Annotated in this window: 17 protein-coding genes and 1 riboswitch; of the genes, 2 read left to right on the top strand and 15 right to left on the bottom strand. The window is 41.2% G+C overall.

Going from position 1 to position 14,553, the window contains the following annotated elements:
• Nucleotides 1-2 precede the first annotated feature (2 nt).
• The 15 genes from PTI45_RS16360 to prfA form a co-directional block, all read right to left on the bottom strand.
• A complete protein-coding gene (locus tag PTI45_RS16360; RefSeq protein ID WP_069328674.1) occupies nucleotides 3-551 on the bottom strand; it encodes a F0F1 ATP synthase subunit delta in 549 nt (182 codons plus the stop codon).
• Nucleotides 548-1,033: a F0F1 ATP synthase subunit B gene (gene atpF, locus PTI45_RS16365; protein WP_069328675.1), complete on the bottom strand. Its 486-nt coding sequence runs from the start codon at nucleotides 1,031-1,033 to the stop codon at nucleotides 548-550. The genes PTI45_RS16360 and atpF overlap by 4 nt, the downstream gene beginning before the upstream one ends.
• Nucleotides 1,034-1,140: 107 nt before the next feature.
• Entirely contained in the window at nucleotides 1,141-1,365 is a 225-nt protein-coding gene (atpE, locus tag PTI45_RS16370; protein WP_069328676.1) for a F0F1 ATP synthase subunit C, read from the bottom strand.
• Nucleotides 1,366-1,510: 145 nt separating this feature from the next.
• Nucleotides 1,511-2,305 carry a F0F1 ATP synthase subunit A gene (gene atpB, locus PTI45_RS16375; protein WP_069328677.1) on the bottom strand — a complete coding sequence of 265 codons (795 nt, stop codon included), beginning with the start codon at nucleotides 2,303-2,305 and terminating at the stop codon, nucleotides 1,511-1,513.
• The gene (locus PTI45_RS16380) at nucleotides 2,298-2,711 is read right to left on the bottom strand and encodes an ATP synthase subunit I (RefSeq protein ID WP_069328678.1); all 414 of its coding nucleotides are present in this window, start codon (nucleotides 2,709-2,711) and stop codon (nucleotides 2,298-2,300) included. Before PTI45_RS16380 ends, atpB begins: the two co-directional genes overlap by 8 nt.
• The gene (locus PTI45_RS16385; protein ID WP_069328679.1) at nucleotides 2,704-2,949 is read right to left on the bottom strand and encodes an AtpZ/AtpI family protein; all 246 of its coding nucleotides are present in this window, start codon (nucleotides 2,947-2,949) and stop codon (nucleotides 2,704-2,706) included. Before PTI45_RS16385 ends, PTI45_RS16380 begins: the two co-directional genes overlap by 8 nt.
• A gap of 167 nt (nucleotides 2,950-3,116) precedes the next feature.
• Nucleotides 3,117-4,289, bottom strand: coding sequence for a non-hydrolyzing UDP-N-acetylglucosamine 2-epimerase (gene wecB, locus PTI45_RS16390; RefSeq protein WP_069328680.1), 1,173 nt, complete (start codon nucleotides 4,287-4,289; stop codon nucleotides 3,117-3,119).
• A 20-nt stretch (nucleotides 4,290-4,309) separates the two neighbouring features.
• On the bottom strand, nucleotides 4,310-4,939 hold the full coding sequence (gene upp / locus PTI45_RS16395) for a uracil phosphoribosyltransferase (RefSeq protein WP_069328681.1): 630 nt from the start codon (nucleotides 4,937-4,939) through the stop codon (nucleotides 4,310-4,312).
• A gap of 479 nt (nucleotides 4,940-5,418) precedes the next feature.
• Complete coding sequence (locus tag PTI45_RS16400) at nucleotides 5,419-6,669, bottom strand: serine hydroxymethyltransferase (protein ID WP_069328682.1); 1,251 nt, start codon at nucleotides 6,667-6,669, stop codon at nucleotides 5,419-5,421.
• 78 nt (nucleotides 6,670-6,747) lie between these two features.
• Nucleotides 6,748-7,323, bottom strand: a complete 576-nt coding sequence (locus PTI45_RS16405) for a TIGR01440 family protein (RefSeq protein WP_069328683.1) — start codon at nucleotides 7,321-7,323, stop codon at nucleotides 6,748-6,750.
• Between the two features lie 183 nt (nucleotides 7,324-7,506).
• A riboswitch (ZMP/ZTP riboswitch) is annotated at nucleotides 7,507-7,590 on the bottom strand.
• Between the two features lie 68 nt (nucleotides 7,591-7,658).
• On the bottom strand, nucleotides 7,659-8,246 hold the full coding sequence (locus tag PTI45_RS16410) for a low molecular weight protein arginine phosphatase (protein WP_069328684.1): 588 nt from the start codon (nucleotides 8,244-8,246) through the stop codon (nucleotides 7,659-7,661).
• Between the two features lie 104 nt (nucleotides 8,247-8,350).
• Nucleotides 8,351-9,451 carry an L-threonylcarbamoyladenylate synthase gene (locus PTI45_RS16415; protein WP_245703496.1) on the bottom strand — a complete coding sequence of 367 codons (1,101 nt, stop codon included), beginning with the start codon at nucleotides 9,449-9,451 and terminating at the stop codon, nucleotides 8,351-8,353.
• A gap of 32 nt (nucleotides 9,452-9,483) precedes the next feature.
• Nucleotides 9,484-10,665, bottom strand: coding sequence for an FtsW/RodA/SpoVE family cell cycle protein (locus PTI45_RS16420; RefSeq protein WP_069328686.1), 1,182 nt, complete (start codon nucleotides 10,663-10,665; stop codon nucleotides 9,484-9,486).
• Between the two features lie 25 nt (nucleotides 10,666-10,690).
• Nucleotides 10,691-11,566: a peptide chain release factor N(5)-glutamine methyltransferase gene (gene prmC, locus PTI45_RS16425; protein ID WP_069328694.1), complete on the bottom strand. Its 876-nt coding sequence runs from the start codon at nucleotides 11,564-11,566 to the stop codon at nucleotides 10,691-10,693.
• Between the two features lie 31 nt (nucleotides 11,567-11,597).
• Nucleotides 11,598-12,665 carry a peptide chain release factor 1 gene (gene prfA / locus PTI45_RS16430; RefSeq protein WP_069328687.1) on the bottom strand — a complete coding sequence of 356 codons (1,068 nt, stop codon included), beginning with the start codon at nucleotides 12,663-12,665 and terminating at the stop codon, nucleotides 11,598-11,600.
• A 412-nt stretch (nucleotides 12,666-13,077) separates the two neighbouring features.
• Here prfA and PTI45_RS16435 point away from each other — a divergent pair, with 412 nt between their 5' ends.
• Nucleotides 13,078-14,064, top strand: coding sequence for an aldo/keto reductase (locus PTI45_RS16435; RefSeq protein ID WP_069328688.1), 987 nt, complete (start codon nucleotides 13,078-13,080; stop codon nucleotides 14,062-14,064).
• 279 nt (nucleotides 14,065-14,343) lie between these two features.
• The coding region (locus PTI45_RS24385) for a hypothetical protein (RefSeq protein WP_217492697.1) at nucleotides 14,344-14,553 on the top strand (210 nt) is incomplete at its 3' end.

Genomic DNA, 14,553 nt, shown 5'->3' on the forward strand with positions numbered 1-14,553 from the left:
ATCTACTGTGCTTGTCTTTGAAAAGACTTTTCCAGACGGTTAAGCTTGCCTGAAAGACTTCCATCGTACAGCATGTCTCCGATGACGACTTTAAGTCCGCCAAGAAGAGTTTTGTCTACAATATTTTGCACACGAATTCGTTTGCCTGATAGTTGTCCGAATCTAGCAATGACTTCTGCTTGCTCACGCTCATCTAAAGGATAAGGTGTATATACAAAAGCATCGACTACTTTAAGAGTTCTACTTACGATCTCAGTGTAACTATTTAACAACTCGCCAAATATTCCATATCTTCCACGTTCGATCAACAATGTAATGGTATGAATTAACGGTTGTGATACTTTGCCTGCAAAAGCAGTTTCGATCACACGACGTTTATCTTCAAAAGATACATTTGGTGTTGCTATAAAATTGCGAAGATCTGCATCTTGTGCAAAAGCTTCAACAATTGCTTTTAGTTCTTGTTCCGTCTCTTCTACAGCGCCATTTTCAGATGCAGCTTCGAAAAGGGCTTTGGCATAACGCGTAGATACTACTGTATCCCGGCTCATTGTCTAATCCCTACTTCTTTCAGATAGTTGTCAACCAACTGATCTTGGGCTTTGGCATCCACTTCTCTTTCCAGTACTTTAGAAGCGATCTGTACAGAGACGGCGCCGATTTCACTGCGAAGTGCAGCAACAGCTTTATTTTTCTCGCTTTCGATTTCACGAGCCGCTTCTTCTTTAAGACGCGTCGTTTCCTCTTTAGCTTGAGTAATTAATTGTTCAGCTTGACGATTACTTGTCTGACGGGATTGCTCAATAATATCTTGAGCGTCCTTACGTGCTTGTTGAAGTGCAGCTTTTTGGTCTTCGACATATTGAGCTGCTTGACTGCGTGTTAATGCAGCTTCATCCATTTGCTGTTTAACCAGCTCACGTCTTTTCTCCATGACAGAGAACAATGGACCGAATGCATAACGACTTAATAACCAATATAAAATCAAGAAAGCAATAATTGTAACTACAAGACTGCTCCATACAAAATGCAAATCAGCTCACTCCTTCCTCAAAACATCTAAATAATTCTCAGGTACCCTGCACGCTAAAAAGAAGGCGCGGATGGCTGTGGCCTTCCCCGCCAATGTGTGTGCTTGATTTACGCTGCTGCGTAGAAAATGAACGCCAATACTACACCGATGATTGGCAATGCTTCTACCAAACCTACACCGATAAACATAACTGTTTGCAATGTTGCTTTTGCTTCTGGTTGACGAGCGATACCTTCAACCGTTTTACTTACGATTAGACCGTTACCAATACCTGCGCCCAATGCGCCCAAACCTACTGCGATAGCAGCTGCTAGAAATGCTAATGCTCCCATTTAAAAATCCTCCTTAAAGATATGTGAGATAGTAAATTTATATTGAGCTCGGTATGAAGGTTATCCTACTTCCGAACTTTGAACCCTTACACAGTGACTGATGATACCAACTATTCAAAAGTTGCCGAAACGTGCCGATAGTATTTTAGTGATCTTCTTCCGTCTCTAGTGACTGTGATATGTATACCATAGCCAGGATCGTGAAGACAAAGGCTTGGATAGAGCCAACAAATATACTGAATCCTTGCCATACAATAAGACCTACAACCGAAGCGATTGCTCCGTACCATACGCCTGACATTTTAAGTAATACAGCAATAAGAACTTCGCCGGCAAAAATATTACCGAATAGCCGCATACCGTGTGTCAACAGTTTGGAGAATTGTTCGATCAAGTTGATAGGGAAAAAGAAAAAGAACGGTTTGAAATAGTGTTTGAAGTATGACTTCGTATTTCTGACCATACCTAGGTAATGGACAAGAATGAATACGATTAGTGCCAGACCCATCGCTGCTCCAGCATCAGCTGTAGGTGATTTCCACCAAGCGACTTCCACACCATGACTTCCTTTTGCCAGTCCGTCCACTACAGATGTTAATGGTTGACCAAAAGCTGTAGCTTTTTCTACGCTTGTATAATCGAACACTAAACCAAATGGAAGCCCAAGCATATTGCTAACAAAGATGAACATAATCAAAGTCAAACCGAGAGAAAGAAAAGGCTTTCCTTTTTTGTAGTCCATTGTACTGGAAATCAGTCCTTGAACGAATTCTACGACCCATTCCATAAAGTTTTGCAGCTTGCCTGGATTTTCTACCGATAGATTACGCGTTGCTAGCTTCACTAGAATAAACACTACAGCACAACTAACAATCAACGCAATAATGATAGATAAATCAAAATCGATGCCCCCGACGTTTATCATCGGTGATTCATGCATTTTTCTCACCCCTTTCATTATCGGAGTTATCACGCTCATGGCGAGAAAGGAAATAACCGATAACAATTAGCGCGAATGGTGCGAACACCAAACTGCCAGCTAGGGCATGAATTTCAAACAAATGCGGGAACTCAATAGCAAGTACTACCGCTCCGATCGAAATTGCTGCACGTTGTGCAAACCCTAGACCCTTCGGTCCTCTTCTACCTGTTGCTGCTGCTTCAGTCATCATACTTACTTTTTTAGCTAAATATTTGGTGTTGATATAACTGACTGCCGAACCAATGATCATCCCAAAAGCAATCGGGCGAGATTGAGGCAGGAATGCAACCGCTACAAAGCAAAGAGCTAGAAAAACAAAGGTAGTCCGGGTCAGCCAATAAATGTAACTTGGTATTTCATTCATTCGTTTCCCCCACTATTTTCTTAATGATAAGAACAATACCGAAAATACCTAGAATCATACCTGCAAGTACTCCGAGTCCGGTTCCTATTCCTGAACTATTCCATACTTTATCCAGCCAGGAACCGAACCAGAATCCGGCGAGTGTACATACAGCTAAATCTATTCCAATCACACTCACAAGTCCAACCGCTTTCCACGGGTTTGAACTTGAATTGCTTGATTTGGGTTCATCTGCCATTCTACACTCCACCCTCGGAATCCCAGTTCATTGTACTGAATCGGCTAAGCCTTTGTCAAACCATCTTCCTTTAGCGCATTAACGCAAGACTTTCACAGAACATCGTTGATATGAAGCGTTTCATCACACTAACCCTACAGTACCACTGTATACTGTGGAATCATTTTTCACAATACGACTGTGGGACCTTTTTTGAACGTTGTGTGAAACTCTTCAGGACGATCCTCTAAAATACCATAATGGTGCAAAATAGCATTGACAATCCGTGGCGATGCTTGACCATCACCATAAGGATTAGAAGCTTCACTCATCGAAGCATACAGTTCAGGATCGCTCAGCAGTGCATGTGCACGCTCATAGATCTTCTCTTCATCTGTACCTACCATTTCAAGTGTACCTGCTTCTATTCCCTCTGGACGCTCTGTGGTATCACGTAGCACCAGCACAGGAACACCAAATGAAGGTGCTTCTTCTTGAAGACCACCTGAATCGGTTAAGATCAGATGCGTATGCGGATAAAAATTATGCAAATCGACAACATCCAGAGGATCGATCAACTGAATGCGCGGATGGTTGCCTAATATTTCATGAGCAGGTTCTTTGACAGCTGGACTTGGATGCACTGGATACACAATAGCAATATCTTCAAATTCGTCAGCAATACGCTTGACCGCTCGGAAAATATTACGATGTGGTTCGCCTTGTGATTCACGGCGATGTGCAGTCATCAAGATCAGACGTTTACCTTCTGCCCATTCCAAAACAGGATGGTGATAATCAGGCTGTACAGTATATTGAAACACATCTGTAACCGTGTTGCCTGTGATATACACGCTTGACGGCAATTTATTTTCTTTTAGCAAATTGCCTGCCGACCAACTTGTTGGTGCAAAGTGTAAATCTGCAAGTACACCTGTCAATTGGCGATTCATTTCTTCAGGATACGGTGAAAGCTTGTTCCACGTACGTAGTCCTGCTTCCACATGACCCACATTAATCTGCTGCATAAATGAAGCATAGCTCGCAAGAAACGTAGTCAACGTATCTCCATGAACCAGAACAATATCAGGCTTCACTTCTTGCAGTACTGGCTCTAAGCCACTAAGTACACGCATCGAAATTTCGTTTAGCGTCTGACGATCTTTCATTACATCAAGATCATAGTCTGGAGTGATATTAAAAACTTCAAGAACCTGATCCAACATTTGACGATGTTGCGCAGTGACGCAAACGATTGACTCAATATGTTCAGGATGTTTTTGCAATTCCAAAATCAATGGAGCCATTTTGATTGCTTCAGGACGTACACCGAAAATAGTCATTACTTTAATTTTTTTCATAAGTCTGGGATTACCTCGCTTTACTTGGTTCCGTACAAGCGGTCTCCGGCATCGCCGAGTCCAGGTACGATATATCCATGCTCATCCAACTTCTCATCCAATGCAGCAACATAAATATCTACATCTGGGTGAGCGTCTTGAACAGCTTTGACCCCTTCAGGAGCAGCGATAAGATTCATCATTTTGATCTGAGTACATCCACGCTTTTTAAGAACATCGATCGCAGCAATAGCAGAACCGCCTGTTGCTAACATCGGATCAATAACGATCAATTCGCGTTCTTGTACATCTGTAGGAAGCTTCACATAATATTCAACCGGTTGGAATGTTTCTGGATCACGGAACAATCCTACATGTCCTACTTTAGCTGCTGGCAACAATTTAAGAACGCCATCTAACATACCCAATCCTGCGCGCAAAATAGGAATCAGACCTAACATACGTCCAGAAATGACTTTACCTTCTGTTTTGATTACAGGTGTTTCTACCGGAATTGATTCAAGTGGAATATCACGTGTGATTTCGTAAGCCATTAATGTTGCGACTTCGTCAACAAGCTCGCGGAAATCTTTCGTGTTAGTCTGTACATCACGAATAAATGTTAATTTGTGTTGAATTAAAGGATGATCGCATATTACTAATTTTGCCATGGTTTTTCCCTCCGGTACTTTTCAATAATAAACATTAGCTACATCCTATTTGCTATCACATCAGGTTTTGTGGCCATTCCACAAAGCAAAAGGATTAGGGGAATACGTTCTTACCCCATAAACCTCGTCTATTATATCATTCCCTGTGGGCAATTTCATCCGATATCCTGTCGAATTATTTCTTTTTAATACTTCATACTTTGATGAGCGTAAATATAGCTCTTATCAAACATGATTTTTAGCATAGCAAAATCCATTTTCTATATTGAGTCTATCAATATAACGCTTACAATTACCAGATAAAAACAAATTCTACAGCATTTCCACCCAGTCTTTTCTATTATAATGGTAAATGGCTTAAATGGCAGTAAATCTTTCAAATTTTTTGAAAAAAATAATTAAAAACCGACAGAAATAAGAATTTCTGCCGGTTATCTAGAAGTTAACGGTGTTAAGGAGCTCTTTATTTGGTTTTGAAATTAATAATTCATTTGTTGATATAAAGGGTATTGGCTTGTTAATTCAGCAACTTGCGCACTTGCTTGGGCAAGAACAGCTTCATCTTTAGGTGCTTTAAGCGTCATCGCAATAATTTGACCGATCTTCACCATTGCTGCTTCATCCATACCACGAGAAGTCGCTGCTGGTGTTCCTAGACGGATACCACTTGTAATAAACGGGCTTGTTGGATCAAAAGGAATCGCATTTTTGTTGGTTGTGATGCCTACAGAATCCAGAACATGCTCTGCTTCTTTACCTGTGATATTGACGCTACGTGTGTCGACAAGCATCAAGTGATTGTCTGTACCCCCTGAAACGATAGTCAATCCTTCGTCTACTAATGTTTGAGCAAGCACTTTTGCATTTTTAACTACATTTTGAGCATAAGTTTTGAAAGAAGGTTGTAATGCTTCACCGAAAGAAACCGCTTTGGAAGCAATAACATGCATCAATGGACCACCTTGTGAACCCGGAAATACTGCTTTATCAATCGCTTGTGCCCATGCTTTAGTACACATAATCATACCGCCGCGAGGTCCACGAAGTGTTTTGTGTGTTGTTGTTGTAACAAAATGCGCATGAGGTACAGGACTTGGATGTTCTCCAGCTGCTACTAATCCTGCGATATGCGCCATATCCACCATAAATAAAGCACCTACATCATTTGCAATCGAAGCTAATTTTTCAAAATCAATCGTACGCGGATATGCACTAGCACCAGCTACGATCATACGAGGACGATGTTTGAACGCTGCTTTGCGAACTTCATCATAATCGATAAGGAATGTATCTTCTTGTACACCGTAAGCCACAAAGTTATACAACAATCCAGAAGCATTTACAGGACTACCATGTGTTAAATGTCCACCATGAGCAAGGTTCATCCCTAGAACAGTATCACCTGGTTTGAGCGCTGCAAGATAAACCGCCATATTCGCTTGTGCACCTGAGTGAGGCTGTACATTGACATGTTCTGCACCAAACAATTGCTTCGCACGATCACGAGCGATATCTTCAACCACATCTACATGTTCACAACCGCCATAGTAGCGTTTGCCTGGATAGCCTTCTGCATATTTGTTCGTTAATACCGAACCCAAAGCTTCGATAACCGCTTCACTTACAATATTTTCAGAAGCGATTAATTCGATGTTGTCACGTTGACGCTTAAGTTCAAGTCCCATTGCTTCTAATACTGCCGGATCGTTCTTTCGTAATTGCTCCATCATTGTTTAATTCCTCCTAGAGATCGGTTGAATACCTGTTTTGGATTGCTTATTTTAAATTTAGAGATCACCTATTTAAGCTTATCGATCTGCATGAACCATCGGTGTGTAGACGGCTCTTTCGCCACCAATCAAAGGTGGACGTGTACGCGCTGCGTTGACTCTAGCTTCGCCTACAAAACGAATTGCAGGTCGATAAGGGACAGCTATTCTTTTCAAATGCATACCGATCAAGGTCTCTCCAAAATCGATACCTGCATGTGCTTCAATCTGTTCTGCCAAACAAGGATGAACAAATGTCTGATACGCATAGGTTGCCATCGATCCGCCTGCTTTGGGAATCGGTACTGCGGCGACTTCATTATAATTGTAGTGATCCAGTGTATCTCGTTCCATCACCAATGCTCGATTCAAATGCTCGCAACATTGAAAAGCTAACCGGAATCCGTATTCAGCTTGTACTTCTCGAATCCCTTCCACCAATGCTTCAGCAACATCTAACGTTCCGGCTGTTCCGATATGTTTGCCTGCGATTTCACTGGTGCTTCCACCGATCACCAGTAGCTTATGGCGATCTAGCTTAGCTTCTTCTGCTAACTCGCGTACAATAGCTGCGGTATCTAAACGAATTTGTTGTATTTTTTCCTGATCACTCATCGTTCAATCCTCCTTGTGCTTTCTTAGCTCATTCACTATCTGCAAAAGGTACGTGTGCAATGCACTCGTTTTTTATTATAGCGCAAGCATAGGGCTAACGGCGACAACAAGATGGGAGAAGAAGTTACAACATGTAAAGAACAAAAAAAGAGCACAACGTGCGCGAAAAATATCGCACGTCTGCTCTTTTGCCCAGGCGACCGGCCGTATGTTCCGATGCTCCATCGTGGTTCATCTCCACTCTCGTCGCCAGTTACATCGGATCTCTCTTATAAGTTACATCATAAGACATGTTTTTCGTAAAATCAATATCTATTCTAAAATTAACCTCTAGCTTATTGCGTACGATAGGCTTGAATCTTGTCGATTAACTTTTCTAATGCAAGACGAATATCAGCTGCGGCGACTTCATAATCATCCCGACTACCGCCAAAAGGATCTACAATATCGAAGCTTGGAATACGCTGTTGAATTTCGATCAACCGCTGACGATCAGTCGGATGTACTTCTTCGCCTAAAGAACGATTCATTTCGATCGTTGCGTATAAGCTATCCAACTCTTTGAGATCGCGTAGCACTTTGTGATCATTTTCTGCATATTCCTTCAACGTGTACACTTTGCCTGCCGACTCTGGAAAATTACGAATCACATGTTGCTTGTGACTCCCTGTTAATGTGAGTATGAGATCTGCCCAATGAATAGTTGCTCCAGTCAAAGAGGAAGATAATAATTGTTCATGTATATTATGATCTTTGAGAACCGCTTCGGCATGACGGGATACAGACATTCCATCTACAGCAGCTACACCGGCTGAACGAACCTCCACATCGACACCGCGCTCGCTCGCAAGCTTACGCATAAAACCTTCCGCCATAGGACTTCGACAGGTGTTACCGGTACATACGAACAATATGTGATGCATTCTCTGTACCTCCCGTATCATTATAATGTGAGACTTGGGTGACCGGAAATATAATCTTTCCGTATCAATCATTATACCAAATTTAGCGCATGTAATCACTATTTTTACAAATGAATAATCTGACCACCCGCAGCTTTGGATAAACGGTTCATTACAGCTACCCCTACACCGTGTTGCTCACAGCCTTGCGACATAATAAAAGTAATACCTACACGATCAAATGTACGCAAAGCCGCATACAATCGGTTCGCTGCTTCTTCAAGATGATCACGACTGCCCAGCGATAAACCCAGTGTATCTGCTAGATGCAATGGATTTTCATCAAAAACCAATACACCTGTTTTCTCACCACGTGCTTGAGCTTGTCTAATCTGTTGTTCTATATATTGATTAACGACGTTATCTTGCGATCCCATCACAATTGTCATTGATCCTTGGGGTGCATAATGCGTGTATTTCATACCCGGTGAACGTGGAATCAATGCTGTAGCCGCGTCATTCAGAGCAGGATCACGAGTGACAGGAGCAAAAGAAGATAATTGCTCTTCCGTAATACCACCCGGGCGAAGAATCATAATCGTATTATCGTCTTGTACCTGAATGACTGTTGATTCAACACCAATCCCTGCACTTCCTCCATCGACCACTCCATTGATCACAGCAGACAAATCTTCAATCACATGTGCGGCTGTTGTTGGACTCGGTCGACCTGAACGGTTGGCGCTAGGAGCCGCTAGCGGACATCCAGAAGCACTAATCAAAGCTAACGCTACCGGATGATCAGGCATACGTATCGCTACTGTCTGTAGTCCAGCTGTTACCAGAGGGGATACAGTATCAGGACGTACAGGCATCACTAGTGTAAGCGGTCCTGGCCAGAAATGATTGATTAACGTCTGTTCTAAATCGCTAACCTCAGAAACCAAACTGCTCAACTGATCACGATCTGAAATATGCACAATTAATGGATTATCTGAAGGTCTTCCTTTGGCAGTAAAAACAGATGCTACCGCATGTGTATTGCGGGCATCTGCTCCAAGTCCATATACTGTTTCTGTGGGAAAAGCGACGATACCGCCATTTGCCAAAATCTGACCGGCTTCGCTTAATTGTTGTTCTATATGCTCTGAATGACGCACATCCCAACAAGTGAACAGAGAATCCGCTTGAGGCTGTTCGCTGTGATTCTCTGTCTGGTTGTTCATCATGTCATGCCTCCTTGCTGATGACCTTGGCTTTATTTATTCAATGCATAACGTTGAGTGACATTTACAGAAACTTCATCGTTATCTTCTTGGTTATGAATTCGTATACTCATTACGAGTCCCATACATGCCATATTCATTACCAGTGATGTACCGCCAAAACTGATAAATGGTAACGTAATCCCTGTTAATGGCATAATGCCGATAAACATACCGATATTTTCAAAAATCTGATATAACAACATCGCAACTATCCCTATAATAATGTAAGGTCCTGCTCGCTCCCGGCATTCTAACGATACTAGAATTAAGCGATGAATTAAGGTGAAATAGAGCAGTAATAAAATAGCTGCGCCTATAAATCCAAACTCTTCAGCCACTACAACAAAAATAGAATCTGAATAGGTTAATGGAACACGATCCGATTGAACCGAGGTTCCTTTCATATACCCTTCACCACTCAGTCCACCGGAGGCTATAGCAAGCTTCGCATTACGTGTATGATAGATCGCTTTCTCTGTAGCTTGATCAGGCATTAACCATGGATCTAACCGTTCCATCCAGTGATCACGCTTGATATCTGCGAGATAAGTTTTGATATTATCGTGATAAGCAACATAACTGCGAATACCGACAATAACCATCACAATAGCTAAGGATGTAAATAAAATCGCTTGCGTATATTTAATATTACCGATCCATAGTAATGCCATCATAATAATCAGATAACTCAAAGCGTTACCCAAATCATTTTGAGCCATAACTAAAGCAAATGGAATAAACGTAATCGCAATCAGCGGAGTCACATCACGCCAGAATAACAGTTTTAATTGTTCTTTGCGTGAAAGTAATGTTGCTAGAAATAAAATTAATACCATTTTGAATAACTCGGCAGGCTGTAGACTGAGTCCACCAATACTAAGCCAACCTTGTGCATTATTCAGCGTTTGTCCAATAACCATAACGAGTAATAACAACACTAACCCTGCGCCATAAATATAAAGAGAATACTTGAGCCAGATCCGGTAGTTGACCATCGACATCACGAAAAAGACAACAAATCCTGCAATATAGTAAATGATCATTCGTTCTGTCGAATTGGCAAACTTGGGCGTACTATGAGTAGCGCTGTAAATAACAGCTATACTGACTCCCATCATAACTAGCAGAATGGTAAATAAATTCCAATCTATTCTTTTAAGCTTGGCGATCATGTCTGCCCCCTTTTCCGGTTCAACCTTAACTTTCTTTTATACCTATGACGTGCCGCTGGATACCTGCAAGGTCAGCGATAATCTCAATACGTTCATAACCTACACTTCTAACCATATCCGCTACATCCTGTGCTTGTCCAATCCCAAGCTCAAAACCGATCACTTTGGGCAATGCAGGTAGTAACGTTAATTGTGCCATCATAATGCGGTAAGGACCTAACCCATCCGGTCCTCCTGCAAGTGCAGTCATCGGCTCATAATCTTTAACTTCAGGCTGTAATGCCAGAATATCTTCATCTGGAATATAAGGAGGATTGGATACTAAAATATCAATATTCTGCCCGGCAAAAGGTTCTAACAAATTACCTTCATGCCAGTGAATTGGTGTGTTCTGCTGGATACTATTTTGCTTGGCGACGGATAGCGCATCCGGTGAAATATCACTTGCCCACACTTGCCATGTTGGACACATGCGTGCAATCGTTAACGCTATCGCTCCGCTACCTGTTCCGATATCTGCACAGACAAAAGGCGATTGATCGGCTTGTTCAACCATCCGTTGTTGACCGATCTTCACTACCGCTTCGACCAACAATTCTGTCTCGGGGCGAGGAATCAGCACCGCAGGTGTGACGATAAATCGCTCACCATAGAATTCTTGCTCACCTATAATGTATTGCGCAGGTTCCCCTGCTACTTTGCGCATAATAACTTCTTGCCATAATTGCTGTTTATCATAAGGAAACGGTTCAAACATCGCCATATAAAAAGCAGAACCTTCTACTCCAAGCACCCATTCGAGCAAAAGACGACTATTCGATTCAGGCTCCATCACTTGATGAGCACTTAAAAAAGAAGAAGCCTCAACATAGGCTTCCCGTATACTTTGTTCTGGCTTCATCGTAAATTGTTCTGTCTGTTGTACCAATAGATTATGCCTCTTTTTCCATCAAATCTGCTTGTTCTGCTAAAGTCAATGCAGATACGATATCTTCGATCTCACCATTCATGATTTGATCCAAACGGTGCATGGTTAGACCAATACGGTGATCAGTTACACGGCTTTGTGGAAAGTTGTACGTACGGATACGTTCACTACGGTCACCTGTACCTACTTTACTTTTACGTTCGCCTGCATATTTGGCTTCTTCTTCTTGACGCATCATGTCGGAGATACGTGCACGAAGTACTTGTAATGCTTTATCTTTATTCGAGTTCTGAGACTTACCATCCTGACAAGTCGCCATAATGCCTGTAGGCATATGAGTTACACGTACGGCAGATTTGGTCGTATTAACAGACTGTCCGCCTGCTCCACTTGAACAGAATGTATCCACACGGATATCACGATCGTGAATCTCGATTTCTAACTCTTCTGCTTCGGGCATAACAGCTACTGTAGAGGTAGAAGTATGAATACGTCCGCCTGATTCAGTCGTAGGAATACGTTGCACACGGTGTGCTCCACTTTCGAATTTCAGCTTACTGTATGCTCCACGTCCATTGATCAAGAATGTTACTTCTTTAAATCCACCTAGATCACTGGTACTTGCATCCATCATTTCAACACGCCAGCCTTGTGTATCTGCATAACGAGTGTACATACGGTAAAGGTCAGCTGCAAATAAAGCCGCTTCATCTCCACCTGCTGCTCCGCGAATCTCAACGATCACATTTTTATCATCGTTAGGATCTTTAGGTAACAATAAAATATGGATCTGAGCTTCTAATTCGTCTTTACGAGTGGAAAGTTCATCGATCTCCATTTTGACCATTTCACGCATTTCATCATCTAACTTCTCGCCTTGCATCACTTTAGCAGCATCTAATTCTTCAGTGACTTTGCGGTATTCGATATACGCTTCATACATAGGTTGTAGATCAGATTGCTCTTTGGATAAATCTCTTAAACGTTTGGAATCACTTGCTACGTCAGGGTCACACAATAACTCGCTCAATTTATCATAGCGGTCCGCTAATGCTTGTAAACGATCTAACACGGAAATCCACCTCTTCTTTTATTCAATCTGCTGCATGCGCAGTTTAACTTTACATAGTCTATCATCAAAACAAACATCATCATTCCATATCGATCTACACATAATATTGGGAAATATTAGTGGTTACGACTCTTAATTATAGCACAAGAAGTAACCATTTCATATCCTTAATTACCGTGGTAGCGTACTTTTTTTTAGAGTAACGATGCTTATTTGAATACGTAAGATCAATAAGACTATAATAAAGAAAGTAATATGTCAGAACATACACAGTTTACCTTTGCTTAGCTGGTTATTCTGATCTGTATTGAAGCAAACACAGGGTACAAAGGGTTATGTATTAAAGAGCACACTTTTATCTGTATCTAGCGATAGGTGGAGCTACTCTATTGGATGATGAGGAGTTGTATTCATGGATCAACGGAAATTAGGTTCACAAGGGTTACAAGTCTCGACACTAGGTCTAGGTTGTATGGGTATGTCCGAATTTTACGGTGAGATCGATGAAAAAGAAGCACTACACACCTTACAAGTCGCATTGGATAATGGAGTTACCTTTTTTGATACAGCAGATATGTATGGCATAGGGGCGAATGAGAAATTAATCGGGCCTTTTATGCAGCAAAATCGTGATCAAGTAATTCTAGCCACCAAGTTCGGTAATGTCCGCAATGAAGATGGTTCTTATGTAGGGATTAGCGGTCGTCCTGAATATGTCAAAGAAGCTTGCGATAACAGTCTTAAACGTCTTGGTCTTGATACGATCGATCTCTATTATCAGCATCGTGTCGATCCAGATGTTCCGATCGAAGAAACAGTTGGGGCGATGAGTGATCTTGTACAGGCTGGTAAAGTTCGTTATCTTGGACTATCTGAAGCATCTTCTGAAACGATTCGTCGTGCACATCAAACTCATCCGATCTCTGCTTTGCAGACCGAATATTCACTTTGGAGTCGTGATGTAGAAGATGAGATTTTGCCCACTTGTCGTGAGCTTGGAATCGGATTCGTTCCTTATAGCCCTCTAGGACGTGGATTTTTGACAGGTCAGATTACATCATTTGAAGATTTGGCAGAAGATGATTACCGTCGTTATTCTCCACGTTTTCAAGGAGAGAATTTCCAGAAGAATCTGGATTTGGTGCAACGCATTCAAGAAATTGCCAAAACGAAAGATTGTTCACCTTCGCAACTAGCATTAGCATGGTTACTGGCTCAAGGCAAAGATATCGCTCCGATTCCGGGTACAAAAAGAACGAAATATTTGTTAGAAAATATCGGTGCAACGCAAGTGACATTAACCGATGCTGAATTGAAAACAATTGATGAAGCCGCTCCTAAAGGCTCTGCTGTCGGTGAACGTTATGCGCCTGAAAGTATGAAAATGTTAAATCGTTAAGATGAATTAGTTAAATATATAGGTTAATCGATGTTATGCAAAGCATGGATATGTATTTTTGAGAAGTGCTCGTTGATCTGATGAGCATTTCTTTTTTATGGATAAATACCTGTTATATATTATAAAATCGATGCCTTTCAAAATTAAGTAAAATTTATATCCACTAATGTTAAAATATACAACTCCATTTTATTTATTTTGATATTACAAATATCTATACCAAATAGAAAATTTGATATAAAAAATAAGTAGTTAACAAATTGGAGGCTATTTATAGACATGAATATAAATAAATCAAAAATTTTCTTTCCCGTCGTTGCCCTGATTATTTGGGTAAATTTAATTAATTTGTTTGAGTTTATATCTCATATTTCGTTAGATGGTTTTTGCTTAATAATTCATAGATTATGTATAATAATTTATGATTCTGTCAACATTGAGAATACTAAAGGATATAATAGTCAGATGATTGCTAGTATAATAGGTTTC

It is taken from the genome of Paenibacillus nuruki (assembly GCF_001721045.1).
Taxonomy (GTDB): domain Bacteria; phylum Bacillota; class Bacilli; order Paenibacillales; family Paenibacillaceae; genus Saccharibacillus; species Saccharibacillus nuruki.

Coding starts and splice junctions, on each gene's coding strand:
- PTI45_RS16360 (WP_069328674.1), bottom strand. CDS start 551: ATGAGCCGGGATACAGTAGTATCTACGCGTTATGCCAAAGCCCTTTTC.
- prmC (WP_069328694.1), bottom strand. CDS start 11,566: ATGAAGCCAGAACAAAGTATACGGGAAGCCTATGTTGAGGCTTCTTCT.
- PTI45_RS16420 (WP_069328686.1), bottom strand. CDS start 10,665: ATGATCGCCAAGCTTAAAAGAATAGATTGGAATTTATTTACCATTCTG.
- PTI45_RS16415 (WP_245703496.1), bottom strand. CDS start 9,451: ATGAACAACCAGACAGAGAATCACAGCGAACAGCCTCAAGCGGATTCT.
- upp (WP_069328681.1), bottom strand. CDS start 4,939: ATGGCAAAATTAGTAATATGCGATCATCCTTTAATTCAACACAAATTA.
- wecB (WP_069328680.1), bottom strand. CDS start 4,289: ATGAAAAAAATTAAAGTAATGACTATTTTCGGTGTACGTCCTGAAGCA.
- atpB (WP_069328677.1), bottom strand. CDS start 2,305: ATGCATGAATCACCGATGATAAACGTCGGGGGCATCGATTTTGATTTA.
- PTI45_RS16380 (WP_069328678.1), bottom strand. CDS start 2,711: ATGAATGAAATACCAAGTTACATTTATTGGCTGACCCGGACTACCTTT.
- PTI45_RS16385 (WP_069328679.1), bottom strand. CDS start 2,949: ATGGCAGATGAACCCAAATCAAGCAATTCAAGTTCAAACCCGTGGAAA.
- PTI45_RS16405 (WP_069328683.1), bottom strand. CDS start 7,323: ATGAGTGATCAGGAAAAAATACAACAAATTCGTTTAGATACCGCAGCT.
- PTI45_RS16435 (WP_069328688.1), top strand. CDS start 13,078: ATGGATCAACGGAAATTAGGTTCACAAGGGTTACAAGTCTCGACACTA.
- PTI45_RS16410 (WP_069328684.1), bottom strand. CDS start 8,246: ATGCATCACATATTGTTCGTATGTACCGGTAACACCTGTCGAAGTCCT.
- atpE (WP_069328676.1), bottom strand. CDS start 1,365: ATGGGAGCATTAGCATTTCTAGCAGCTGCTATCGCAGTAGGTTTGGGC.
- PTI45_RS16400 (WP_069328682.1), bottom strand. CDS start 6,669: ATGATGGAGCAATTACGAAAGAACGATCCGGCAGTATTAGAAGCAATG.